This window comes from Paenibacillus cucumis (ex Kampfer et al. 2016) (assembly GCF_019748695.1).
GTDB classification, from domain to species: domain Bacteria; phylum Bacillota; class Bacilli; order Paenibacillales; family Paenibacillaceae; genus Paenibacillus; species Paenibacillus polysaccharolyticus.
Window position 1 is genome coordinate 145,038 of the sequence record NZ_JACLIC010000007.1, and the last position, 22,883, is coordinate 167,920.

Below are 22,883 nucleotides of genomic sequence, written 5' to 3' on the forward strand. Positions count from 1 at the left end.
GAATGTGTTAGAGTCCATACGATGCAAAAATAGCGGCATACTTCTTCTCAAAAATCGCCCATCGCTTTTGGGCTCCATATTTAGCGTGTAGCTGTTGTAGATATTTCTGAACAGCCGTAGTATCGCCATTTTGCAGTAGATAATGAAAGGTTTCTTCGCTTAAATGTAGTGCGGTTATATTCATATAATACTCCACAATATCCCTGGCGCTGGTTATGTTCTCCATGTATTCAACGGCCTTTTCCAGATGGGAGAGCAGTTCTTTAGAAAAGGTGACCAGGTCGGTGTCAGGTGTCAAAGAGTAGCGGTCTGAAGCAGCAGGAACTATTTTGTCAATTCTGCAGATAAAATGAGCCTGCTCCTCCACTACACCACCACTTGGTGTAACGATCTGTAGCTCCGCCAGCTCGGTGGAATGAATCATACCATTGATATAAAACCGAACCAGGCTTACGGTATTATATTTTGCTTTTTGAAAGTTGAATGTGTATACAAGATTTCCATCTACTTTACGAAAGTTAAGACCCTTCTTAGTATAACCGTGACGGACTAATAAAGGTTTCACTTCATTTTTGATCATCTCTTTAAAAAGTTCCTGCAACAGAGCTCTCTCCCCTTTATACCTGTTCGATTTTATAGAAATACGGCCCGCACATCGATTCATGCGTATGTACATACGTCCATGTAAATGCCTTGTCGAAGATATAGATATCCTGTTGCTCATTAAAGTCAGTTGCGACGACAGCACTTGCGCTCTCATAGATCTGGACAAACGGCGTATGTTGATACATCACATATAAGTCGGTCTTCTCTTCGGCATCGAAGGCTGCTCGTGCTGCTTCCCCTTCCAAACACTCCTGTTGTTTGTAACTGAACATATGCCATTTGTACTGGCTGTAATAGATCGTTTCTTTCGAAACATCATCCAGGTTATGGGCAAACACCTCATCCCAACGCTGAACAATCTCCTCCGATTCCTCGCACAACTCGGCCACTTGTACTCCCTTGTCCGCGATCATTTTCTCATACATATACTTGCGGTACACCATTTCAACTCGTGAGTATGCCACGTTAAGTTCACTTTCCGGCAACACATCCAGCATCCGATTAATCTCTTCCCGAATCATGGGTGAACCTCTCCTTATGTAGATACTTTAAACTTACTTTATAGAAATCCTTATCGTGTACGGGGAAACATATATCTGCTAAGGCAGCAATTTCACTAGAACCGAACGGGGAATCACTCTACATTGCAAAACTGCAACAACGTTCTGTGTCTGCATCAGCCTTGATCTGCATTTCGCAGCACATAAGCCAGTTCGTACATCTCGGCAATATCATACCGGTTCTGTTCCCGGAAGCGCCGTAACGCTTCATCAATCTCTACCAACTCAACCGCCACCACCTGTTCTCCATCCTCAGGATTAAGCGGCTCACCAACCAACTCCACATCTCCGTAACCAATCACCCTGACAAAATGCGGATGCGGAATATGCGGGCGATACGGCTCAAGTGAACTGGAGGTGCAGTAGAATTGCCCAAAAACCTGATAACTACGCAGCTCCCCGCCTAGTTCTTCCATCAGTTCACGTTTCAATCCGTCCATGTAATGCTCTCCTGCTTCCAACGTTCCTCCGGGCAGTTCCCACAGTCCGTTATCCAGTTAAAACACGACACACTGTTCTCCGACAAACGGAATAATACTCACATTACTCACCAATGTCTCGTCTATTTGCTCGCCTAGCCTAAACTCCGCCTCAATGATTCCCCAGTGGATCGACGTGCTCAGTGCCGGAAATTGTTGTGCATCTATGCTGTTCATTCGCATCCAATCCTCTCCCAATGAAATTCATGATGTACTGTCATCCATTCGTAGCCTGAATCTTTACCTCAACGTACACGCCATTCCCTTCCAATTATAGTCGAAAACACAAAAAAAAGGCCACCTCTCCCACAGGAGCTGTGACCCTCTCATCGCACTGAAACTAACCGTTAAGCGTATTTCTCATCAACTTATTTCTTCGAAAAGCAAATTCACAATCCTCTAACGTGCTACTAGCTTTCCCTTTTCCAAAAAAAGAACCCGGCTACAGAGCGGCAAAATCCGCTCATCATGCGTAACCATCACTGCACTCTTGCCCTGCTCCTTCACGAGCCGTGCAATCGTGCCTACAATATCCAGCCCGCGCTCCGCATCCAGGCTAGCCGTCGGTTCATCCGCCAGTAGCACAGCCGGATCATTCATTAGCGCCCGCGCAATGGCAACGCGCTGGCGTTCTCCGCCGGACAGCTTGTCAGTATATGCTTTGCGCCGGTGAGACAGGCCCACCGTCTCCAGCAGTTCACCTGCACGGCGCTCGGCTTTACTTTTGTCCATACCCGCAAGCTTCGCTACTACTAATAACTGCTCCTCCACCTTCAGGTAAGGAATCAGATTCGCACTTTGAAATATAAATCCGAGCTGGCGCAGCCGCACATCCGAGATGTCCGTTTTACTTTTGCCCATGATCGAAGAGCCATCCAGTAGTACCTCCCCATCCGTGGGTTCGAGCAGTGCACCTGCAATGGACAGAAATGTACTTTTTCCTGAACCCGAAGGGCCCATCACCGCGACAAGTTCCCCTTCTGCAACCTGTAGATCAAGCTGATCCAGAATGGTGCGCTGACTGCCACCGTCATCAAATGTCTGTGTAATCCCTTGTAATTCCAGTCGGTTTCTCATGCTGCCGTCCTCCCAATCGCATCAAGCGCATCAATTTTGGTAACCTTCCACACCGAGAACAACGAACCCGCCATCGACATCAGGATGAATAACACACAGGTCAATGCAAGGGTGGATATTCCTAATTGAAAAGGCATAGATGCTGGAAGAACAGATTCGAACAGCCGCACAAGCAATACGCTAATCACCAGACTACCGACGGACAACAGCAACACCTGTAGCGACACACTGCCTGCCAGATAACCGTTTCGTGTTCCAATCGCTTTTAAAATGCCAAATTGACTGGTCTTCTGAATTGTAATGACGTAGAAAAATACCGCCAGTACAAATGCCGAGATGACGTACAGGAAAGCAATCATCATCAATAATGAGCCCTGCTCCTCCTTGTAACCTGGAATAGCGGATACCGCATCCGATTTGGTGATGATCTCTGTCTTTGGTAAGGCGGCACTCAACTTGCTTACTTGATCATCCGCACCTTTGACCGCGATTGCATTGTAAACTGGCGCATTCAGTGAACCAGATGGAGTCGATGTACCCATTACAGCTTCAGCGCTCTTTTCAGTGCCAATAGCGTCAGTATTCGCTTTAGCAATCGCGCTTGTTCCAGTGCCAGTGCCGGTGTCTACTCGACCTATTGCAGATGTTGCCTGCACAGTACGTGATCCAGCTTGCAATGTAAGCCATTCCTGCTCATTCATAAACACCACCGGTGCGTGACTGAACGATTCATTTTGCACAAAACCAATCACTGTCCACTCCGTCCCAGAGGCTTGATCCACCAGAACCGTGCCGATCGTGACGCCGGATTTCGCCAGCTTCTGATCTACCACTACCTGCCCTATGGACTGATCGTTGATTGCTTTGCCTTCGGTAACCGTTGGCGCCAACCAGCTTCCGGGGTTCACCATGAATAGGGTGACATCGATCTTCTTGGTATCGTCCGCCGGACTGACCGTGGTCATTCGTACCCCAAGCGGCTCGGCATTATCCCGTCCAACGACAGCACGGGCCTCATCCAGCTCCTGCTGGCCCACCTGTGAACGAGTAAATCGATGATTCGAATCCTGTTCGAGTATAAAATGAGTTGCTGCCATATTTTTAATCGAAGCCGCGTTATCATACGACAGCCCCTGTGCAAGTCCGGTTACAAACAGCACCAGAAACGAAACCAGCACCATGATGGTGGCAATCAATGCGTATCGTCCTTTTGCAAACCTCATTTCCCGTATAGCCAAGTACATATGCTCTGACCTCCCTCTTGATAATCCAAGTATAGGAGGTGAAAATGAACGGAAAATGAATAACACATTACATCTGCGGAAGCGTTACGGTAAAGAGCGTGCCTTCAGCTGAACTGGACACCTCAATGGTGCCGTGATGGAGACGAATAATTTTCTGCACAATCGCAAGGCCCAGGCCGGTCCCACCAGATGAACGTTCACGCGCATGATCTGCCCGATAGAAACGATCAAACAGAAACGGCAGATGTTCGGCTGCAATTCCGTCTCCAGTATCCTGAATATACACGACACACGCTTTATCCAACTGCTCTGCCCGAACCTCAATGCTACGGCCCTTCGGCAGATGCTGCACCGCATTACCAAGCAAGTTCATCCAAACCTGCATAAGTAACACTTCATTGCCTGTAATCTTTATGGATTCCGGTACAGACATGCGCAGGGATAACTCTTTCTCCTCCAATTGCCATTGCAACACTTGAACCGCCTGACGGAATTGGCTTCTCAGCGCGAAGGTAGCTTGGGTTTGCGTCATATCTTCATGACCCTGTTCCAAGGAAGACAGGAGTAACAATTGTTTACTGAGCAACGAGAGATGCCGGCTTTCTTTTTCAATAATGGATGCGTAATGCGCCCGTTCTTGCTCCGGTAATTCCCGATCCGCTACCAATTGCGCAAATCCCTGAATGGAGGTTAAAGGTGACTGGATCTCATGGGATACGTTGGACACAAACTGTTGCCGGGCCTGGTCCACCCGTTCCAATTCACGGCTCATCGTCATAAAATGCTGGGCGAGCTGCCCAATTTCGTCACGCCTTGCTGTATTTAATTTCAGATTATAATTGCCTTGAGCAATACGTTTTGTCGCTTCGGATAGCCGTTCGATCGGATTGACCAGATAACGCGTGCTGAACAGAAAGATCAGCACACTGATACCCACCGTTAATGCCCCAATGAGCGCAAAGAAAATCCGCAGTTCTCCAAATTGCAAAATAACATCGGGACGCATGAACATGGCGTAACGAACCTCGCTCACCTGTAGTGGAACCCCCACCGTATTGCTTAATTGGTTGTCAAAAAATCCGGTAATAAACGGTTGGCTCGGAAACTCGGCCACGCCATGATACACATCGCCGCCTAGAACCAGACGAACAGCCTGCTTGTCCAACTCCTTTTCGCGGAATTCACGGCCGTAAAACTGATCATCGCCTTGACCATCGGTGACATAGATTTCGTATCCTAATGCCGATGCATTGTGAAGATATCGCTGTACCGTACTCGGCTCAGGCTGCTCTTCGGCAAACTTTTTCATATCCATGGCGATACCAACCAACTTCTCATCATTAAAGTCTTTGAGTTTAGCGTGATAGTAGATGTTGGAGAAAAAGAATCCGAGCAAACTACTGACGATAATCACCGCCACCGTAATGAGAAATATGCGAACGTATAACGATCTCAATGCGATTTCACCTCGATTTTGTATCCAATGCCCCGCACCGTCTGAATCACAAAATCATCGGTATAGTCCGCAAAGCGGTCACGCAATCGCTTGATATGTACGTCGACCGTTCGGTCGTCCCCTTCATAATCCGCTCCCCAGACGAGCCGAATCAATTCATCACGCGAGAACAGGCGCCCCGGAAACTGCGCAAGTTGTGAGAGGAGTTCAAACTCCTTCATTGGTAAAAAAAGAATCGACTGTCCATCGCTTACTTCCACATTGTTGCGGTCAATCACGATCCGGTTCATACGAATGATATCGCTGGAAGTTCGGTGATATCGGCGAAACAACGCTTTGACCCTGTACACCAGTTCCTCAGGTTCAAACGGCTTGGTCACATACTCATCCGTGCCCCGCAAATATCCTTCTTTCTTGTCTGCCAGCTGATCCCTTGCGGTCAGCAATATAATAGGAATGTCGTAATGCTGACGTATGTAATCACACAGTTCAAGTCCGTCCATGCCTGGCATCATCACATCCAGGATCGCAAGATCGATGGGGGTCTGCTGTATCATTTGGACCGCCTCCACACCATCCTGTGCTTCATGTACCCGGTATCCCTCCTTCGTCATGACATGGCGCAACAGTGCGCGAATATTCGCATCATCGTCTGCTAGTAGCAGATGTTTCATCTCGTAGTCCGCCCTTCTATAGTGATCCTGCCCCGATGGTAGCACAAAAACGAATCCATTAGCCAGTACTGTTAAGTGGTGCAGTTGACAGTACATCTGTCTGTGTGGATGCATGTTTATATTTTCGCAAATCTGGTTGACACTACTATGAGGCCGAATTATAATAAGTTTACAAAATATGAGTAATTGCTCATATGTTCATATAAACAGGAGTGAACCGTATTACAAAAATGATCAGCAACACATCCACAAGTAACACGTAACGCTATATGATCACGCAACATACATAACAGAGGATCGTTCCAAAGGAGAGGATTACAATGTCAGGACAACAACATGGGCACAATCATACCCACGATCATGGACACAATCACGCGCACGGCACGAATAATAAAAAAGTACTGCTCTTTTCCTTCATTATCATTACCTTCTACATGATCGTAGAAGCCTTCGGGGGATTCATTACGAACAGTCTTGCACTCATCTCCGATGCGGGTCATATGCTCTCCGACTCCATTGCACTCGGGATTGCTCTGCTGGCATTTACATATGGAGCCAAAGCCGTCAATACGGGAAAAACCTACGGTTACAGACGCTTTGAAATTCTGGCAGCCACCCTTAACGGTATTACGTTAATTGCCATTGCGCTTTACATTTTCTACGAAGCAATTGGCCGCTTTATCCACCCGCCTGAAGTGGCAACCATGGGTATGCTGATTATCAGTACGATCGGATTGCTCGTGAACATTCTCGTTGCCTGGATTATGATGCGTGGCAGCGATACCGAGGGCAACCTGAACATGCGCGGGGCTTATCTGCACGTAATCAGTGACATGTTGGGGTCTATCGGCGCGATTGCTGCTGCTCTGCTGATGATGTTCTTCGGCTGGGGCTGGGCAGATCCGCTCGCAAGTGTCATTGTTGCGGTGCTGGTATTACGCAGTGGATATTATGTCACCAAATCCTCGCTACACATTCTCATGGAAGGCACACCCGCAAACGTCGATGTGAACGATTTGGTTCAGACGATTCAACAGGTGGATGGCGTCAAAGGTGTACACGATGTTCACGTCTGGTCGATCACCAGCAACCTGAACGCACTGACCGCCCATATCGTAGTGGATGGAACGATGGATGTATATGCGTCAGAGTTGCTTGTACAGAAGATCGAACATCTGCTGGAACACAAAGAGATCAAACACGTCACGTTGCAGGTTGAGTCTGAAAAGCATCTTCACGACACTTCCGTCCTCTGCACCGTCAAAGGTGACGCACCTGATGCACATGCGCATCACCATCATTAATGTGTTGCAGGTTAGCGGATACTCCCTTTTATTGGGATAAGGCAAAACAGGACGGTTCCCGTTAAGGGATCGCCCTGTTTTTTGCTGTTTATACTGCAATGAATTCCAGAAACTCCAGTCGATTCCCGAAGGGATCATTCAGATAAAAACGCCGTACTCCCTCGTCTGATCTTGCTTCATCATCTAATACTTCGATACCGTGCTTGTGCAGGTGTTCACGCAGCTGCTCCAGGTTCTGGACATGAAAGGCCGGATGGGCTTTGGAAGCAGGTACGAAATCATGTTGCACACCGATATGAACCTGATGGACGCCGCATTGAAACCACACACCGCCGCGTTTCTGTAGCTGTTCCGGCTTAGGAATTTCTGTCCATCCAAGAATTTGATTAAAAAAATCTCTAGCTTCCTTCTCACAACCTTCAGGAGCAGCCAACTGCACATGATCAATGCCATTGAAATGATAGGCCATTTGATTCATCCTCCTATTAAGTTTCACTCAATGAAACTATGTTTCGTTTTATAATTCCATTTTATAGATAGAATAAAATTACGTCTAGGTTTCAACACATTTTACCTGTAGTGCATGAGCTTTCGCGCTTCCATCGTCAGACCAAATGAAACGAGCCGATCTTTCATCGCTCGGTATACATCAGGGTCATCGAACCCTTGTGCCTGACTGTCCCGAATTAAACTAAACAGACCCACCTGATCTGCGCTCGATATGTAGGATTTTAATTGCTCCTTTTGATCGTATGGAATTTCTTTCTCATGCCACGGATGAGGCTCCGCTCTCTTACAATCACTCACTAAATCTTTCCCCAGCGCAACGCCAAGGCCATCTAGTGTGTCGATAATGACTTCACCACGTCTGATCTGCCGTGCTTCCTGAATGTATGAGTATCCGTCGGAGACGGGCTGAAGATCAAATCGCTGCATAGCCAAGTTCCGAACCTTGTTTTTTTCAAGATCCCAGCGTTTCCCGTCAAAGTATTCACTTTCGCGCGCATCATCCTCTTGCTCCATGACATAGTTCAGGTACTGTTGTTTCGATTCAAATTCATTGAGTAGGAGATCCTCATGACCTGAAAAACTAAGCTCAAAAAAATCCCGGATATTGCTGGCCACTATCCTCGCATAATGTCCAAAAGCCATCGGGTCCACACAAACTATAGGCGCTAAACTCAAATCAGAAACATGTCCAAAATCCGTCAAAAATGAATAATGAATGCCACCCATGCCTGTATTGGCAAATACGATCGCATCCGCAGGAGAACTCAAATAACCCCCATGATCATTAGGATCGAATTGTAGAAAATAACCCGTCGGTGTCTCCAGATAAGATACTTCATGCTTGATTTCCTGCTCCCAATCCATGATGTCTTGCAACAGTTCAGGAATCTTATAATTGCTCGTCATTACACTTCATCCTCCGTAATACATCATTGATTCACCAGCATTGACTGTTTGTATTGTTGAATGGAACGATGTTCATTTTCATTGCATCTTTACTCAATTAAAACGCTAACCATCACCAGAAGCCTTATTTGGCCTGTTTCGCTGCTTTCTATATTCTAACGATCACCAGAGACGCTATTTAGCTGATTTTGCGTCAATACAGTATATTTTTTATGTTTCTGGATGAAATAAGCTTCCTGGAGATCGTTAGAGTTTGGACACCCTCATATCAGAGTAAATAAGCTTCGTGGGGATCGTTAGAATTCTGACACTCTCATTTCAGAACTGGAGTACTACTTAAGTCGTAGCGACACCCGGTAAACGTGCCTATAGATTCTTTTCATGAAGTATTAATTAAAATGACAAGAGCCTCGGCTTTAAGCCAAGGCCCTCTTCTTATATTCCTCGAAACATTCCACGATCCCTTTTATTCCGCCAGCACTCCAGCCACAGAAATCCGATCATCGACCAGTACGTTCAGGAACAATCACTCATCTTCCGACGAGCTTTGCAACGTAAAATAAAATTTTACGCCATTCGGCGTATTTGCTACACCATAGGACTGCTGATGCAGTTGTACAATCTCCTTCACGATAGATAACCCCAGCCCGGTTCCACCGGCCTGACGACTGCGCGCATCTTCCTCGCGGTAGAATCGATCCCATATTCGTGTCAGCTCATGCTCTGCAATGGAAGGCCCTTCATTTTCTACAACAATACACACTTGTTCATGCTCACGATCATGCTGGATATCTATCCGTATGCTACTTCCTTCATTCCCGTTGCGAATCGCATTACTCACATAATTCAGCAGAACCTGCTGCATCTTCTCTGCATCGGCCCAGACATGTACATCGCGGTCACCCTGCACCTCGAACTTCATCTGCTTTGCCTTGGCGAGTTGTCTCATCTTCTCCACACATTCAGCTACAAGTTGATCCGCCGTAAACGATTCCATACGTAGCTTCACCGCGCCAGCCTCCAGCCTAGTCAACTCCAGCATATCGAGCACCAGCTTTTCCATCCGATCGGCTTCTCGCAAAATGGTACGAATATAACGCTCACGTTTATTTTCCGCGATCTGATCCAGAAGTCCTTCCGCATATCCCTTCACCACACTGATGGGTGTCTTTAATTCATGCGAAGCATCCGACACAAAACGTTTCTGCAACTGCTCCATCCGGCTTTTATATTCCATCTCCAGCACCAGTTTCTCGTTCGTGAGTTGAAGCTCCTTCAGCGTACGATCCAGATTGGAAGAAAGACTGACGAGACTTTCGGACAGACTACCCAGCTCATCCTTACTCTGAATCGGGGCCATGGCCGTGAAATCCAGCTTTGCCATGCGAGCCGCATCACGATTTAATTGTAGCAGCGGACGTGAAACGATTTTGGAGAAGAAAAAGGACAGAACGACCATCAGCAGTAGCCCCCCGGCAATACTGAAAAAGGCGTAATACACCTCCAGCGCGCCAAATGCCTCCCCAAGCTGCGTCAAGGGCGTTAGAGCAAACAGATACTCCACGACCTTACCATCACGAACAATCGGTTGCACAAACACCAGATTATGTACACCGCTCACAGGTTCCTTCCATTCGGTATGAAATGCTTCTCCCCGATCCAACTGCTCCCGCTCTGCTTCCGGCAAAGGAAACCACACGCGTAGCGCAGCCGCCATAATACCTTCCCTGTTATTCCACTGACCCGGCGCAGGCAACAATACCGAGTTTACGGTGCCACTAATCTCAATGACGCCTTCCCGATCGGCGTTGTGAGGAAGCACCCCAACCGCGGGTGACCCCTCTTTACGAATGACATAAGGTGAGAACAGAGCGCGTCCCTGCTCCATGTAATAAGCACCTTGCACCGTCACGCGATCACCAGACTGCAAACCATACGAAGTTAAAGCCGAGATATCCGGGAAAAAGGAAACTGCGATTGGCAACAATTGTCCTGCATCCGTATCCAGTTGGATTCGAAACGGGTTATCGTGACGCACCTCACCTTCTTTGCTTAGAATGGCCATTTGCACGTGATTTTGTGTAATGAAACTGCCCATCACCATGGGTGTTTTCTCCGCAGGCCATTTCTGCTGGGTGTAATCCGAAGCGAAGGAGGTCAGTTTTTTACCCAAATCACTGGCTCGCTCATGCTGATAGAATCGTTCAAAGAACCAGAAATGTCCTGCCACAACCGTTGCAAAGAAGACGATATAAAATACAAGATTGGCAGCAAAAAGCTTAAATACGATCCCTCTCGTTTTCACGATTCAACCTCAAACTTGTACCCGATGCGAAACACCGTACGAATATATCCGGCATCTTCACCTAATTTTTTACGCAGATTTTTGATATGAGTATCCACCACGCGAGGGTCGCCAAAATAGTCTACACCCCACACTTGATTTAACAAATGTTCACGCGTCAAAGGGAAATTTCGATGCCTGAGCAGGTGCAGCAACACATCATATTCCTTATAAGACAGTTCAACGGGTTGACCGTCTGACTCCACTACTCGTTTTCTCTCATATACCTTTATGTTGCCAAAAGAGATGATCGGATCTTCCTGTCCCACCGTATTATCCACACGTTTCATTAATGTCTCCGCGCGGGCAACCAGCACACGCGGGCTGAACGGTTTCGTCACATAATCGTCGGCACCTAGCTCAAAACCCAGCAGCTTATTCTCTTCTTCCGATTTTGCGGTAAGGATAATGATGGGCACGGTAGACTGAGATCGAATCTGCCGGCACACATTCCAGCCACTCACTTTGGGAATCATCAGATCTACAATCACCAAGTCTGGAGGACAGGCATTGAACAGTTCAAGTGCTTCTTCCCCGTTAGCTGCTTCAATAACTTGCCAAGCGGATTGCGTGAAGTAATCCGTGACCAGCTCACGAATGGATTCTTCATCTTCTATTAATAAAACGGAACGTCTCACAATTTTCCTCCTAAACACACATGAATCACACAACTGTTATGTATTATATCAACAATGATAATCATTTTCATTAAAAACGAAAAGGGGATGAACGTAATCCGGCATGTTTCTTTCATTTCATAATTCATCTCGTGCTTCTGCCGTACGAAAACATCTAGGTCTGTCGAAGCCCATCTGGATCGGCCTGACATTACTTATCCTGCTTGTTGCGGGCGCATATCTGGCCATGATCTTTCATCTGCAACCCAGTCGCAAGGAACCGATCCTGTTCAACTGGTTCGCCTGGACGGACAACGAATCCCTGATTCGCTCGGTAACCACGATTAGACTGCCCCGAATTCTCGCTGCGGTACTTGTTGGTGCCGGACTCGGTATTGCGGGATGTCTGCTTCAGTCTTTAACATCGAATGATCTGGCAGACCCGGAGGTTATGGGCATTAATCAGGGGGCCAATATGATGATTGCTGCACTGATGGTGCTGATGCAATTCCAAACATTCCGTTTTTTCACCGTAACAGCTTCCATGTTGGGAACAGCACTCAGCGGCATCCTCATTTATGTGCTCAGTGTACGGAGCCGCTTCAGTTCAAGCAGTGTAGTGCTCACGGGACTGGTGAACAGTCTGTTTTTCAGTTCAATGACCACCACGCTGATCATATTCCATGATACCGATCTGTATCAACTGCTGCGCTGGATGGCTGGTGATCTGTCGGGCATGTCCTGGGAAGATGTCATGTTCTCGCTAGTTACTCTCGTTCCCGTTAGTATCCTTTGTTGCTTGTTTGCATCCCAGTTAAATGTATTGTCTATGGGGGAGGATACAGCGATATCTGTTGGACAACGGTTAACCATCGTACGGAGCGGAATCATGGTAGCCATTATTGTGCTCGTTGGCGCAGCAACGGCGGTATGCGGCCCCATCGGGTTCATTGGCTTAATGGCAGTACATATTATTCGGACGTTAACAGGTATCGATTATCGGGCGATTGTACCACTTGCTGCGCTGACAGGCAGTGTGCTTCTCGTGTATGCCGATCTGATCGGACGCCTGCTTTTCTATCCATTGGAAGCACCGGTTGGACTTATTACTGCGTTTATTGGAGCACCGTTCTTCATCGTGCTCATGCGCATGCGCGGGAGGAAACGTTCATGACACGTTTAAAGAATCCGTCCTCTCGATCCAAATGGAGCTTCGCTGCATTGATGACCGCAGTCTTATTCTTGATAGCGCTGGTATTCATCCTGTCGCTTCGTTTCGGGGCAACCCCCGTTACGTTCCGTGAAATCATCGACCAGTTTCAAGCGCAATCCGGCACGATTTATGAGCTTCGGTTGCCTCGTGTTCTCTGCGCCATGCTTGTAGGCATTGCTGCATCTGTCGCAGGTGCCATCCTGCAAACCGTCCTCCGTAATCCTCTGGCTTCACCCGATGTCATCGGGGCAACAGCAGGTGGCGGACTGGTGACCGTAGTCATTATTTTACTTGCGCCATTAACGCCCGCAATCTGGCTGCCTTTCTATTCGATGGCAGGTTCGGCAACGGCAAGTCTGATCATTTTCCTGCTCGCTTATCGTCGTCAGGGCACGTCCATGATCCGTCTCGCCCTTGTTGGTATCGCGGTTAGTTCTGCATTACAAGCCATTATCAAAATGCTTATCGTTAAATATGCCATGAGTTCCAGTCAGGCACTGGTCTGGCTTAAAGGCAGCTTATATGCACGTAGCTTGCAGCATGTAGAGATGTTATGGCCGTGGACGGCAGCAGGATTGTTAGCCGCCATGTTGCTCGTAAGGTACTTAAATGTTTTGAAGCTGGATGAATCCGTGCTGGTGTCCTTAGGCACCCGGGTTCGCATGGTGCGAACGGTACTACTCATTGTGGCTCTCGCTTTATCCGCAAGCTCAGCCAGTATATCGGGGAATCTCAGCTTTGTTGGACTTATTATTCCGCATCTGTCCCATAAGCTGGTTGGAGAGAACTTCATCCGTTCCCTCCCATTTACCGCGGCGCTCGGCGCGCTACTTGTCATGCTGGGCGATATGATTGGGCGCATTCTGATCCCTCCAATGGAGATTCCCGTTGGCATCATTACATCGTTAATCGGCGCGCCCTATTTTGTATACCTGATCATCAAGCAAGGACAGAAAAAATAATTTTCAATATGGAGGGTTCATTCCCAATGAAACGAACATCACTATTTATGGTAATTATATTAACTCTTGTGCTGGTTCTCACCGCATGTGGCGGAGGAACGGCTGGCAACACCGCTGGTGTTACATCGGACAAGGAGTCAGCGGCTTCTGCTAATGGCACGAGTAAAACGGATAGTGGTAATGCGTCCATTTCCTCCACTGCAACATCATCTTCAGACCAAGGTTCAAATGAAGCCAATACAACAACGGCTCCTTCAATTACCTCTAATTCAGACGGTTCATTTGTTGTAAAGAACGCCTGGGGAGAAACCAAACTCCCTGCCTCGCCCAAAAAAATCGTTACCCTGCATTTCTCCTTCACGGATGAACTCGTCTCCCTAGGTGTAACGCCAACAGGGATTGCGGGCTCTTATAAAGCGGAAGTGCTTGGTTATCTGAAAGATCAGGTGAAGGACTATACTTTTGTTGGAAATCACCAGCAGCCTAATCTGGAAGTCATCTCTTCCCTCAAGCCCGATCTGATTATCGCCAATGCCGATGTGCACGGAGCCATACGTGAGGATCTGGAGAAAATTGCACCGACCATCGCGCTCTATACCAATGGTTACGGAGACATGGAGCAAAACTTTGCTATGCTGGGAACCTTGCTTGGCAAAGAAAAAGAACATGATCAGGTCATGAATGAACTGAACCAGAACATTGAACAGACCCACGCACAAATCCAGGGCAAACCTAAAGTTATCGTCGTGAAAGCACTGGAGAAAAACTTCTACATCTGGATGAAAACCTCATATATCGCAACACTGCTGGAGAAAATCGGTGCGGAATACAGCTTCGATGAGAACAAGTCCAGTCAGCAACAGACGCCAGGCAAGATTGACGTAGCCGATGTAGATCTGGAAACCCTTGTACAGGAAAACCCGGACTATCTGGTCATCTATGGGGCGAAGGCTGACCTGGATAAATGGATGAATAACAGCACCTTCCAATCGATTAAAGCGGTGAAAGATAAACATGTGCTCGTTGTTAATGATGAAATATGGGCACTGGGTAAGGGGCCTCTGTCGGGTGAAGAAATTCTAAAAGAGGCTATTCCATTCTTCACAAAATAATATGGTTTTCCTTAATGCAAAAGTAAAGCCAACCTTCCAAGCGAAGGTTGGCTTTATGTTATATACCGTTTCCACAAATTCCACGCTTCGAGATACTCTGGCAAGTCCTGCGGATGATGTTTGTTACTTAGCCCGATCCGGCAGTATAGATGAACCAGTGCTTCTTCCATCAATCTGAACTTATCCATAGTCACCTGCTCAAGATGACCGAATACATCCCATAACAATATCGGGTCGAGGTCATCGGGGGAGGAACAAAAAGCATAGAGAAAATCATAGAGAACCGGGCCGACCATCGGAGATGGGTCAATGACCCCAATCAGTTCCTTTTGCTCAAACACAATATTATGAACACCCGCATCCCCGTGCAAAAGAAATCTCTCCGACTCATCCTCATGAAACAGACGATTCACTGTTGATTGAACCAGATTGTAGTCTTCCGCTGTAAGCACATCACCAAGATTCTCTCTCGCCTCATCAATACTAATCTGATTGAATCCCCTCCATGTCTCGCGTGGATACCCCATTCTTCCCCATAGCCTTGTATCCGGCAAACGTACATATGTATTCAACAGCTCTTTCACCAGCCGGGTTAACCATTCTTTCTTCGCTCCCCGATGGTTATGAGTCACACCTTCCATAAAGCTGTATGCAAAATAAGTGTTGTCCGAACTCGTAAAAAGAACCTTTGGCAACAGCATCACTTCACTGTATGTATTCAGAAACTGACATGTAACACGAATGTCCTCAGGATCATCCCATTTCAAAATGTACCGGTCGCCCGAGCTCGCAAGTAGCCTGAACACCCGCCCCGCCGTCGTTCCTGACAGCTGCTTTACTTCCACGATGTGTTCGTGAATGCTATGCTTTTGCAAGAGCTCGTTGATCTCCTTGGTGCTTGGGTTGCTGTTCGTCATATCTTTCTCCTGTTTTATCTAATCTTTGCAAGCAACTTCTCTTTCTTCTGGTCGAATTCATACTCCGAGATGATATTTTTGTCCTTTAAATCCCCCAATTGTAACAGCTGTTCATGGACATTAACTACGGGTTTCTTTAATTTATTGACCTTTACAAGCACAAAAATCGAATAAGGTATGGCAAAAAACATAGATAAAAATGCCCATCCTACTGCAGCCGCCTCGTCTACGGGTCCCAAAACAAAAATGAAAAATAACGTCAATGTAAATACTACAACTGCAATGATGGATAATGCCTTCAACTTCATTCCCCCCTAAATGTTATGTACTTTTTTATCATCCTCAAATGGACTATCTGCACTGGTTACTTCCTGTATAATGACAATCGGATCAGAGATCAAACCAAGCTCCTCATCCTTTGGATAAGTTACCGCAATGGTAGGCTTCGGCCCTGCAAATGCCATCATGGACTCCATATCCTCCCACATGGTGCACAGGAAAAAGTGTGCGTAGTCTCCTTGCTCCACAACTTTCAGATACGCTCCGCGATTTCCCTTAACAGCGAGTGTATCTTTCACACCTGTTTCAACCTCATATTCCAGAAAAGCTTCCTTGTTCTCCAGCGGTACCGCTCCATGCCATGTTCTTGCGATCATCCCATCACTCCCCTTATACACTGAACATTTACTCATTCAAATTGTCAATAATCCAATGCACTGCCTCCAAAATATCTGCTGCAATATAATCCGGCTCCGTCTGAGCCCATTTATCTCTGAACTTCGTTAATGAGGATTCGCCCCAGCCTGTTCTCACCATGACCTTAGTCGGGCCTACAGCATGCGCAGCAAGCATGTCTGTCTCGCCTACGTCTCCGATAACGATGCACTTGGTCAAATCCAAATTGTACTGCTCCGCGGCCTGAAGTAACATGCCGGGTTTAGGCTTTCGGCAGCCGCATTCTTCTTCATGTGAGCAAATGTAGGCCTGATCGAATCCGTATTCCTGAAACTGCTGTTCAAACTCCTGAACCGTTGCTTGTCCGCGTGAAATTCGGTGTTGATTGGTGAGTGCAAAAACCTTCATTCCGTTTTGCTTTAAGAGCGTAATCGCTTCCTGTGCATTCGGATATAACTCAAAGTCTCTCGGATGAATAAAATGTCCTGTACCTCCGATTGTGCCATCTCTGTCAATAAAAACAGCCTGAACGTTTGGAATTGCAGTCATAAGGTTTGTTCACTCCCGATTTAAGTTATTGTATTAATCGCTATTCACTAACTTAAAGGTCCCACCGCTTCACACAGCGATTACACTTTTTCATCGATAATATGTTGACTGTCCTGGCCCTTCGTATGTTGAAGCCCTCTGACTTCTGCGCGCAGATTACGTACTTCCTTCATCAGTAGATCAAGTTTCCTTGATGTTTTGGACGAATCCACAGCATAACGTACAACCGCTGCAACAATGAGCACGCTAATAATACATACAAAAGCGGCAATCAACGCTGTAAATAACTCCATAGTCGTGTACATCTCCTTGGTGTCTATGAACTTATGTGCCTGACAAAACATAATTCAATTCATATCATTAATAAATATTCAATTTAATTGTAACATTTTTCAACTCCACCCGTTGTCTTAAATGAAGGAGGATGAAATCTGAAATGAGGAGTGATTTATATGCCCAACTATTCAAACAGTACCAGTCCTCCCTGCATCTCTATCTATACCGAATGTGTGGATCACAAGAAATGGCTGAGGAGTTAGTTCAAGAGACATTTTACAGAGCTATGGTATCGATGAAAGCGAAACATGCGGACTATGCCCGAGCCTGGTTATACAAAGTAGCCAGACATTTATTTATCGATTGGTACCGAAAACATCGCGGTGAAATGGAAATGAGCCGGGAACTGGAGAAACAAAGTGTAGAGAATACATATCGTACTCCTGAGGAAGTGCTCGCTGCTCGTGAACGGATAAAACTCATTCAACAGGTCATGAAAAAACTGCCTGAACAATATCGGACTGTGCTGCTGCTTCGCGAGATGAATGAGCTGTCTTACAAAGAACTTTGCGAGGTTTTGGATATGAATATGAACCAAGTCAAAGTTACTCTGTTTCGTGCCAGAGCACGATTTAAAGAAGAGATGTTACAGATGAAAGGAGAGAATGAATGATGTCCAAGCCAACGGAACCAGATGATCTGCATGTACTCCATGCAGATGATTTCGAACCTCAACGCCCGGAATGGAGTCATAAGCAATTTAGACGAATGGTATGGAAAACACGTTGGAAAATTTTCCTGAACGCAGGTGGAGTTCTATTTTTAATATTTATACTCTATCATGTCTATCTCACGGCTCTGCATATGTATTTCGATCAATCCAAGGTGCGGAACGAGTTGATGCGTTCTATTATTTCGGTGGTGGAGATGCATGGTGACGGACTGCGCGTCGAAAAAAGTCCTCATCAGACAATTGAAGTAACTCCCTTTCTAACACAGAAGGCTAATCTGAAAGTATATCGCCTCGTTGGTTCATCCGAAGTGATCACTGGTGAGGTTCAAGCCGAACGAAGTATTACCGGTAAATTCAGTTACAAGATGAATAGCACAGGTGCTTATTTAAATGGTAACGAACCCGGTCCATTTTACCTTCCGTATGACTTGGTTGACGGCCAACCTTCCCATGAGGACACGGAGGAAAACAGCAGTTCCAAGCGGCTTCGTAAAATAGATGACGGACATGTCGCCGAGATATCGATCTCATTGAAAAATCTAAAATCGCCTGAGCAACTTATGCAGCTGCTCTCTAAGTATGATGTCCGAGTAACAGCGATGCCGATCTATTCAGGAGAAATGCAAGAAAAAAATCTTTCCTATTCGAGAGCAGGAATGTTTGACTATAATGTTCCTCATCTGACGCTTAAACCGCTCTATGAAATGGAAGACGGCGGAGGTCGATGGTTTAATTATTTTCCTAGAGAAGTTGAAGATCAGAACCAGGCACAGTCAGAAGGAACGATGCAGGAACAAATCCAAGCCATGATGTCTGATCTGGAATGGATGACCAGCAACCTGAGTTATAACGGTGTTGATTGGGATCAGCGACGACTTGCCTATCTGAAAAAGAATGGCGTACAAGTATATGGAGCTGTTGTAACAGGTCCCGTACGTGAATTGCAGAAGATTACCGAGAATCCGGAATTCCGGCATGTGCATCTGAACCGGGTAGAAATATGGAATTGGGATTAAGCATACATGACCCATTGAAATAGAGATCATGCCTTGGTGTGAACAGGCATGATCTCTATTTTTACATACAAGAGTTACTGATAATGCAAACGAATCTAGAAAGGTACCCCCTCACTCGGTCTCGGCAACAATATCTGTACAACGTACAATCAATTCAGGCATAGGTTCTCCATCCAAAAGAACATGCAGTTCGTACCCGTTATCGATCCGGTACAGCTCCTGGTACAGCCAGTGACTGCCCACAACCTCACCTTCTTGCTTAAGAATTTCAGGTGCAATCAACGTGAGTTTGTTCATTTCAGTGAAGCCTCCCCGGTTGTCAAAACGAATAACCAGATCGACTACGTGCAATAGTTCGGTCACCTCGCAATCGTGAAATTGTACCTGGTTGCGAACATCATCCGCAATAATCTGGTTCAACATCGCTTCCCTGTATTCTTGTCCGATACGTTCCATCTCTTGGGTATTCTCTGCACTCTTTTTCTTAAGCTGCTGCATAACTTCGCTCGTGCAATATCCCAGTGCAAACACACGGATGTCAGCAATCTGGTTCAAGATGTCCGCGGGTAATTTCTCCGCATGGTATTGGTAGTTCCACTCCATCGCTTCTTTATACTTGTCTTTACATTGCTTCACATCAAAAGCAGGACGGACATCATACTCCGCAATCAGCTTCTCGATATGCGCTCGCTCTTCCGGCGGCATGTGATACACCATCTGATCTTCCGCCGTGATCTCTTCCCCGCTAAAAGCTTTGTCTGCACGGGTCATCACTTGACCATCACTCTCCAGCATGAAACGTGGATCGGTATCGTATATCTCACGCTCTTGCTTTACATGTTCTTTTTCCTTCCGTTTGTACAGTCTCTGGAAAAGAGCCTCATCCAGCGACCCCGCGCCTTTATGTACTCTCAACCCAAAATGAAGCCCTGTTTGCTGGCACGTATCGTACCACTCTTTTGTTAAGTGTTTCATAGGCATCGCTCCTGTTTGTAGAGTTTTTTAATCTGTGATGCGAATTTGGCAGCGCCGGGAATGCGTGTGCGTTTGAAAAAGGTGGTTAGTTGTTTCGGATGATTCTTCACCAGATCATACTCAATAATGTTGCGATAACCGATCTCGTAAATCCCAACACCTCTACCACTTCGGACCGATCCCCTGCATCCAGTTCTTCTCCATCAGCAAATTCTCCGTCCGGATCATCATCTAAGTGCTCACTGAACGCTAACCTGGCTACCACATAAGACATAATCTCGTCCTTGTCCTCGGCAATCTGTTCCATAATCCACTGCACACATTCTTCTTCGGTCGGAGCAGGGCCGTTAAAGCCCTCCAGAACATATTTGCGCTCTCTAAAAGAATCCATCAACATAGATGACTCATAACTAGCATGTTCCACAAATTTCACCATAGGTTTAAGCTGAACAAGTTCAGCCGTGACCTGTTTGTACCAATCGCTCGTTAGAAATTGCTCTATTGTTTTCATGGCTACTCCTCCAGATTCTCCCGCCTCAGCGTCCCCTTACATTCACAGACATGCCGGTCTACACCCAGGATTGAAAAAATTTATGTTTGATTTCTTTGTCATTCCGCGCGGCCCATTCACGGACTGCTTCTACACCTGCGGTTTCTTGATCTCCCTTAAAATAAAAGCATAAATCCATTGGCACAATCCGTTTGCCATAGCGTTTAAACCCGATTCGTCTGTAGTTCATATAAATACACTCAATCTGAGATGCATCGTATTTCTGTAATTTGGTAGAGATGATATGATCACTTTCCAGCGTAATGCTAGGTCTGGTGAAGAATATACGCCAGATTAGAAAGATGATATAACCTAGAATAAAAACGAAAAAAACTAAAGCGATATATTTCATAACACCATTTTCACCGTAAAAAACATTTCTAGAAAATAAAACTCCAATCATGAACATACAAATTAATTGCAGTACAGCTCTTGGATAAATCGTCTTGAATGTAATGAGTTATCCCCCCTTTTTTGGTTAGGTTATATTTAGTTGCACTTTATTAAATGTTGGGTGCCAAGTCTTCTAACTGTAACAACTCAAGCTTGCTCGCAGGTATGCTTGCATGTAAATCTCCATTCATGATATCCATCGCTTCCCATTCAACAAACACAACAAAGTTGTCTGTGAGTTTAGAGTATTCAGGCCAGTTGGTCGTTACATTTAGCTCGTAAGCAACCTCCTGCCACAAGCGCTTGCCTTCTTCAAACCAATCTCCTCTGCTACGCCAATATATAATCAAAGTTCGAAGTCTCTGGATCAGATCATGATTCTCAAGCTCTTGTTGATCATTCAGTGGATGGTCGCCTGAACTCCAGAGTCCGTAATAATAATACTCAACATGCTCATCTTTTTCTTCTATCTGTTCCTCTCTTACCTCATCCCAACCTGGGTTGAACATCGGCGAGTACACTGCATGAACTTCATCATGCAAGTAGATGGATAAGAAACAATAGGAACTTTCCGATGGAGAGTCACAGAGCGTAACTATGGTTTGCTTCACCGCCAACATGAGTTCCTTTTTCACCGTTTCCCGCAATGTCTGAACTTCTGCGTCTGCCATTCTGACATAGATCACACCTTGCTTTCCATCTAACACTCGTAGCAGTACACCGTGGTCATCATATTCGAAATACGTTCGAACAAGATGATCGTAATATTCATTATTTTCATATTGCGGCTGGTATACTTGCACAAGCAGGTCGCCCTCGTAAATATATTCTTCAACGTTAATTTTATTAAACCGAGAAAGATATTCTACGGATCGATAGATATGCCCACCCTGCAACCAATATTCCTTAACTCCATCCAATGTGCCCTCAACATATGTTCTTGTCGTTATCAGATCATCTTTATATGTAACATACGTATAGCCGTCAATGAGATCGTCACAAGCCAATATCAGCAATCTGCCTTGATCATCAAACTCATAATAGGTCTCTGTCTCTTCGTTCGAAAGTTCTCCAAGGATTTGTCCCTCACGTTCAGACCAAAAGGGCATAATGTCATACCTCTTACTTGTTGTATACTCTCTTCTATGTACCTTTGCCTCAGCTTCTTGTTTGTAAAGTAGATAATTGTCTATTGCGTTCTGATTAAGCTTCTCATAATATTGTTCATTAATCATATTTTTCACACCTCTCTATTGATGCCTATTAATCTGCTGCAACCCATTTCCTCATGGATCTCTCGAAGCGCGCCTTCCGATACCTTTTCTTCACCTCCTGTTCTTCACGTTTCCTTGGAATTAAAAATCCTCCAACACCTTCGACTTATCCCCGTAAACCTTATCCAGATGCTCTTCTCCCCAGTAACACAGAAGATCCAGCGCAGGCTTAAGTCCCAATCCATATGCTGTCAGCTCATACTCCACTCGCGGAGGAACCTCGGAGTATACCTTACGCTGCACAATCTCATCCTTTTCCAGCGCTCTCAGCTGTGTGGTCAGCATTTTCTGCGTAATCTCGGGGATTAACCGCTTCAGCTCCGACGTTCTTTTGCACCCTGTAAACAAATGATAAATAATGAGCGGCTTCCACTTGCCACCCATCACTTCCAGCGCTGCTTCAACGCCAACTCTATATTTTTTGGGAGCCCCGTTATTTGTCTTGCCTTGTTCCATCTTGA

General features: G+C 46.1%; 28 protein-coding genes. 6 read left to right on the forward strand and 22 right to left on the reverse strand.

What is annotated here, in order from left to right:
- Positions 1 to 7: 7 nt before the first annotated feature.
- The 8 genes from H7T88_RS03745 to H7T88_RS03775 all read right to left on the reverse strand — a co-directional run bounded on the left by H7T88_RS03745 (position 8) and on the right by H7T88_RS03775 (position 6,096).
- A complete protein-coding gene (locus H7T88_RS03745) occupies positions 8 to 601 on the reverse strand; it encodes a DUF4304 domain-containing protein (protein ID WP_221786973.1) in 594 nt (197 codons plus the stop codon).
- A 16-nt stretch (positions 602 to 617) separates the two neighbouring features.
- Positions 618 to 1,127 carry a DUF4275 family protein gene (locus H7T88_RS03750; RefSeq protein ID WP_221786975.1) on the reverse strand — a complete coding sequence of 170 codons (510 nt, stop codon included), beginning with the start codon at positions 1,125 to 1,127 and terminating at the stop codon, positions 618 to 620.
- Positions 1,128 to 1,282: 155 nt separating this feature from the next.
- Positions 1,283 to 1,663 carry an NUDIX hydrolase gene (locus H7T88_RS03755; RefSeq protein ID WP_312027581.1) on the reverse strand — a complete coding sequence of 127 codons (381 nt, stop codon included), beginning with the start codon at positions 1,661 to 1,663 and terminating at the stop codon, positions 1,283 to 1,285.
- A complete protein-coding gene (locus H7T88_RS28610; RefSeq protein WP_260510689.1) occupies positions 1,664 to 1,828 on the reverse strand; it encodes a hypothetical protein in 165 nt (54 codons plus the stop codon).
- Positions 1,829 to 2,044: 216 nt separating this feature from the next.
- Positions 2,045 to 2,722 (reverse strand): ABC transporter ATP-binding protein, encoded by a 678-nt coding sequence (locus H7T88_RS03760; RefSeq protein WP_154958353.1) that lies wholly within the window; start codon positions 2,720 to 2,722, stop codon positions 2,045 to 2,047.
- Positions 2,719 to 3,945: an ABC transporter permease gene (locus H7T88_RS03765; protein ID WP_260510690.1), complete on the reverse strand. Its 1,227-nt coding sequence runs from the start codon at positions 3,943 to 3,945 to the stop codon at positions 2,719 to 2,721. The genes H7T88_RS03760 and H7T88_RS03765 overlap by 4 nt, the downstream gene beginning before the upstream one ends.
- Positions 3,946 to 4,033: 88 nt before the next feature.
- Positions 4,034 to 5,422, reverse strand: a complete 1,389-nt coding sequence (locus tag H7T88_RS03770; RefSeq protein WP_221786987.1) for a sensor histidine kinase — start codon at positions 5,420 to 5,422, stop codon at positions 4,034 to 4,036.
- Positions 5,419 to 6,096 (reverse strand): response regulator transcription factor, encoded by a 678-nt coding sequence (locus H7T88_RS03775; protein WP_154887115.1) that lies wholly within the window; start codon positions 6,094 to 6,096, stop codon positions 5,419 to 5,421. The genes H7T88_RS03770 and H7T88_RS03775 overlap by 4 nt, the downstream gene beginning before the upstream one ends.
- Before the next feature lie 320 nt (positions 6,097 to 6,416).
- On the opposite strand from H7T88_RS03775, the gene H7T88_RS03780 reads away from it, so the two are divergent.
- Positions 6,417 to 7,400, forward strand: a complete 984-nt coding sequence (locus H7T88_RS03780; RefSeq protein ID WP_221786988.1) for a cation diffusion facilitator family transporter — start codon at positions 6,417 to 6,419, stop codon at positions 7,398 to 7,400.
- 88 nt (positions 7,401 to 7,488) lie between these two features.
- Here H7T88_RS03780 and H7T88_RS03785 read toward each other — a convergent pair whose 3' ends face one another.
- From H7T88_RS03785 to H7T88_RS03800, 4 genes are all read right to left on the reverse strand, one after another.
- Positions 7,489 to 7,869 (reverse strand): VOC family protein, encoded by a 381-nt coding sequence (locus tag H7T88_RS03785; RefSeq protein WP_221786991.1) that lies wholly within the window; start codon positions 7,867 to 7,869, stop codon positions 7,489 to 7,491.
- A gap of 101 nt (positions 7,870 to 7,970) precedes the next feature.
- Complete coding sequence (locus tag H7T88_RS03790; RefSeq protein WP_221787005.1) at positions 7,971 to 8,816, reverse strand: hypothetical protein; 846 nt, start codon at positions 8,814 to 8,816, stop codon at positions 7,971 to 7,973.
- Between the two features lie 526 nt (positions 8,817 to 9,342).
- Entirely contained in the window at positions 9,343 to 11,121 is a 1,779-nt protein-coding gene (locus tag H7T88_RS29010) for a sensor histidine kinase (RefSeq protein WP_221787006.1), read from the reverse strand.
- Complete coding sequence (locus tag H7T88_RS03800) at positions 11,118 to 11,798, reverse strand: response regulator transcription factor (protein WP_221787007.1); 681 nt, start codon at positions 11,796 to 11,798, stop codon at positions 11,118 to 11,120. The genes H7T88_RS29010 and H7T88_RS03800 overlap by 4 nt, the downstream gene beginning before the upstream one ends.
- Positions 11,799 to 11,901: 103 nt before the next feature.
- Between H7T88_RS03800 and H7T88_RS03805 the strand changes: the two genes are divergently transcribed.
- From H7T88_RS03805 to H7T88_RS03815, 3 genes are read left to right on the forward strand one after another with little or no spacing between them, the layout of a single operon-like run.
- Complete coding sequence (locus tag H7T88_RS03805; protein ID WP_221787009.1) at positions 11,902 to 12,951, forward strand: FecCD family ABC transporter permease; 1,050 nt, start codon at positions 11,902 to 11,904, stop codon at positions 12,949 to 12,951.
- Complete coding sequence (locus H7T88_RS03810) at positions 12,948 to 13,952, forward strand: FecCD family ABC transporter permease (protein WP_221787011.1); 1,005 nt, start codon at positions 12,948 to 12,950, stop codon at positions 13,950 to 13,952. Before H7T88_RS03805 ends, H7T88_RS03810 begins: the two co-directional genes overlap by 4 nt.
- 26 nt (positions 13,953 to 13,978) lie before the next feature.
- Entirely contained in the window at positions 13,979 to 15,064 is a 1,086-nt protein-coding gene (locus H7T88_RS03815; protein ID WP_221787012.1) for an ABC transporter substrate-binding protein, read from the forward strand.
- Between the two features lie 53 nt (positions 15,065 to 15,117).
- On the opposite strand, the gene H7T88_RS03820 is transcribed toward H7T88_RS03815, so the two are convergent.
- From H7T88_RS03820 to H7T88_RS03840, 5 genes are all read right to left on the reverse strand, one after another.
- Positions 15,118 to 15,981 (reverse strand): phosphotransferase, encoded by an 864-nt coding sequence (locus tag H7T88_RS03820; RefSeq protein ID WP_221787014.1) that lies wholly within the window; start codon positions 15,979 to 15,981, stop codon positions 15,118 to 15,120.
- A gap of 14 nt (positions 15,982 to 15,995) precedes the next feature.
- Positions 15,996 to 16,283: an SHOCT domain-containing protein gene (locus H7T88_RS03825; protein ID WP_186809575.1), complete on the reverse strand. Its 288-nt coding sequence runs from the start codon at positions 16,281 to 16,283 to the stop codon at positions 15,996 to 15,998.
- A 12-nt stretch (positions 16,284 to 16,295) separates the two neighbouring features.
- Positions 16,296 to 16,637: a hypothetical protein gene (locus tag H7T88_RS03830; protein WP_221787015.1), complete on the reverse strand. Its 342-nt coding sequence runs from the start codon at positions 16,635 to 16,637 to the stop codon at positions 16,296 to 16,298.
- Positions 16,638 to 16,665: 28 nt separating this feature from the next.
- On the reverse strand, positions 16,666 to 17,205 hold the full coding sequence (locus H7T88_RS03835) for an HAD-IIIA family hydrolase (RefSeq protein WP_221787016.1): 540 nt from the start codon (positions 17,203 to 17,205) through the stop codon (positions 16,666 to 16,668).
- An 80-nt stretch (positions 17,206 to 17,285) separates the two neighbouring features.
- Positions 17,286 to 17,498, reverse strand: a complete 213-nt coding sequence (locus H7T88_RS03840; protein WP_221787017.1) for a hypothetical protein — start codon at positions 17,496 to 17,498, stop codon at positions 17,286 to 17,288.
- Between the two features lie 143 nt (positions 17,499 to 17,641).
- Here H7T88_RS03840 and H7T88_RS03845 point away from each other — a divergent pair, with 143 nt between their 5' ends.
- Entirely contained in the window at positions 17,642 to 18,154 is a 513-nt protein-coding gene (locus H7T88_RS03845; RefSeq protein WP_221787018.1) for an RNA polymerase sigma factor, read from the forward strand.
- Positions 18,151 to 19,230 (forward strand): anti sigma factor C-terminal domain-containing protein, encoded by a 1,080-nt coding sequence (locus H7T88_RS03850; RefSeq protein ID WP_221787019.1) that lies wholly within the window; start codon positions 18,151 to 18,153, stop codon positions 19,228 to 19,230. Before H7T88_RS03845 ends, H7T88_RS03850 begins: the two co-directional genes overlap by 4 nt.
- A 111-nt stretch (positions 19,231 to 19,341) precedes the next feature.
- Here the strand turns inward: H7T88_RS03850 and H7T88_RS03855 are convergent, their stop codons facing one another.
- The 5 genes from H7T88_RS03855 to H7T88_RS03875 all read right to left on the reverse strand — a co-directional run bounded on the left by H7T88_RS03855 (position 19,342) and on the right by H7T88_RS03875 (position 22,878).
- Positions 19,342 to 20,205, reverse strand: coding sequence for a DUF4085 family protein (locus H7T88_RS03855; protein WP_221787020.1), 864 nt, complete (start codon positions 20,203 to 20,205; stop codon positions 19,342 to 19,344).
- A 106-nt stretch (positions 20,206 to 20,311) separates the two neighbouring features.
- Positions 20,312 to 20,716, reverse strand: a complete 405-nt coding sequence (locus tag H7T88_RS03860; RefSeq protein ID WP_221787021.1) for a hypothetical protein — start codon at positions 20,714 to 20,716, stop codon at positions 20,312 to 20,314.
- A 58-nt stretch (positions 20,717 to 20,774) separates the two neighbouring features.
- On the reverse strand, positions 20,775 to 21,158 hold the full coding sequence (locus H7T88_RS03865; RefSeq protein ID WP_221787022.1) for a hypothetical protein: 384 nt from the start codon (positions 21,156 to 21,158) through the stop codon (positions 20,775 to 20,777).
- A 100-nt stretch (positions 21,159 to 21,258) separates the two neighbouring features.
- Positions 21,259 to 22,383, reverse strand: a complete 1,125-nt coding sequence (locus tag H7T88_RS03870) for a hypothetical protein (protein ID WP_221787024.1) — start codon at positions 22,381 to 22,383, stop codon at positions 21,259 to 21,261.
- A gap of 120 nt (positions 22,384 to 22,503) precedes the next feature.
- Positions 22,504 to 22,878 carry a winged helix-turn-helix transcriptional regulator gene (locus H7T88_RS03875; RefSeq protein WP_090922282.1) on the reverse strand — a complete coding sequence of 125 codons (375 nt, stop codon included), beginning with the start codon at positions 22,876 to 22,878 and terminating at the stop codon, positions 22,504 to 22,506.
- Positions 22,879 to 22,883 lie beyond the last annotated feature (5 nt).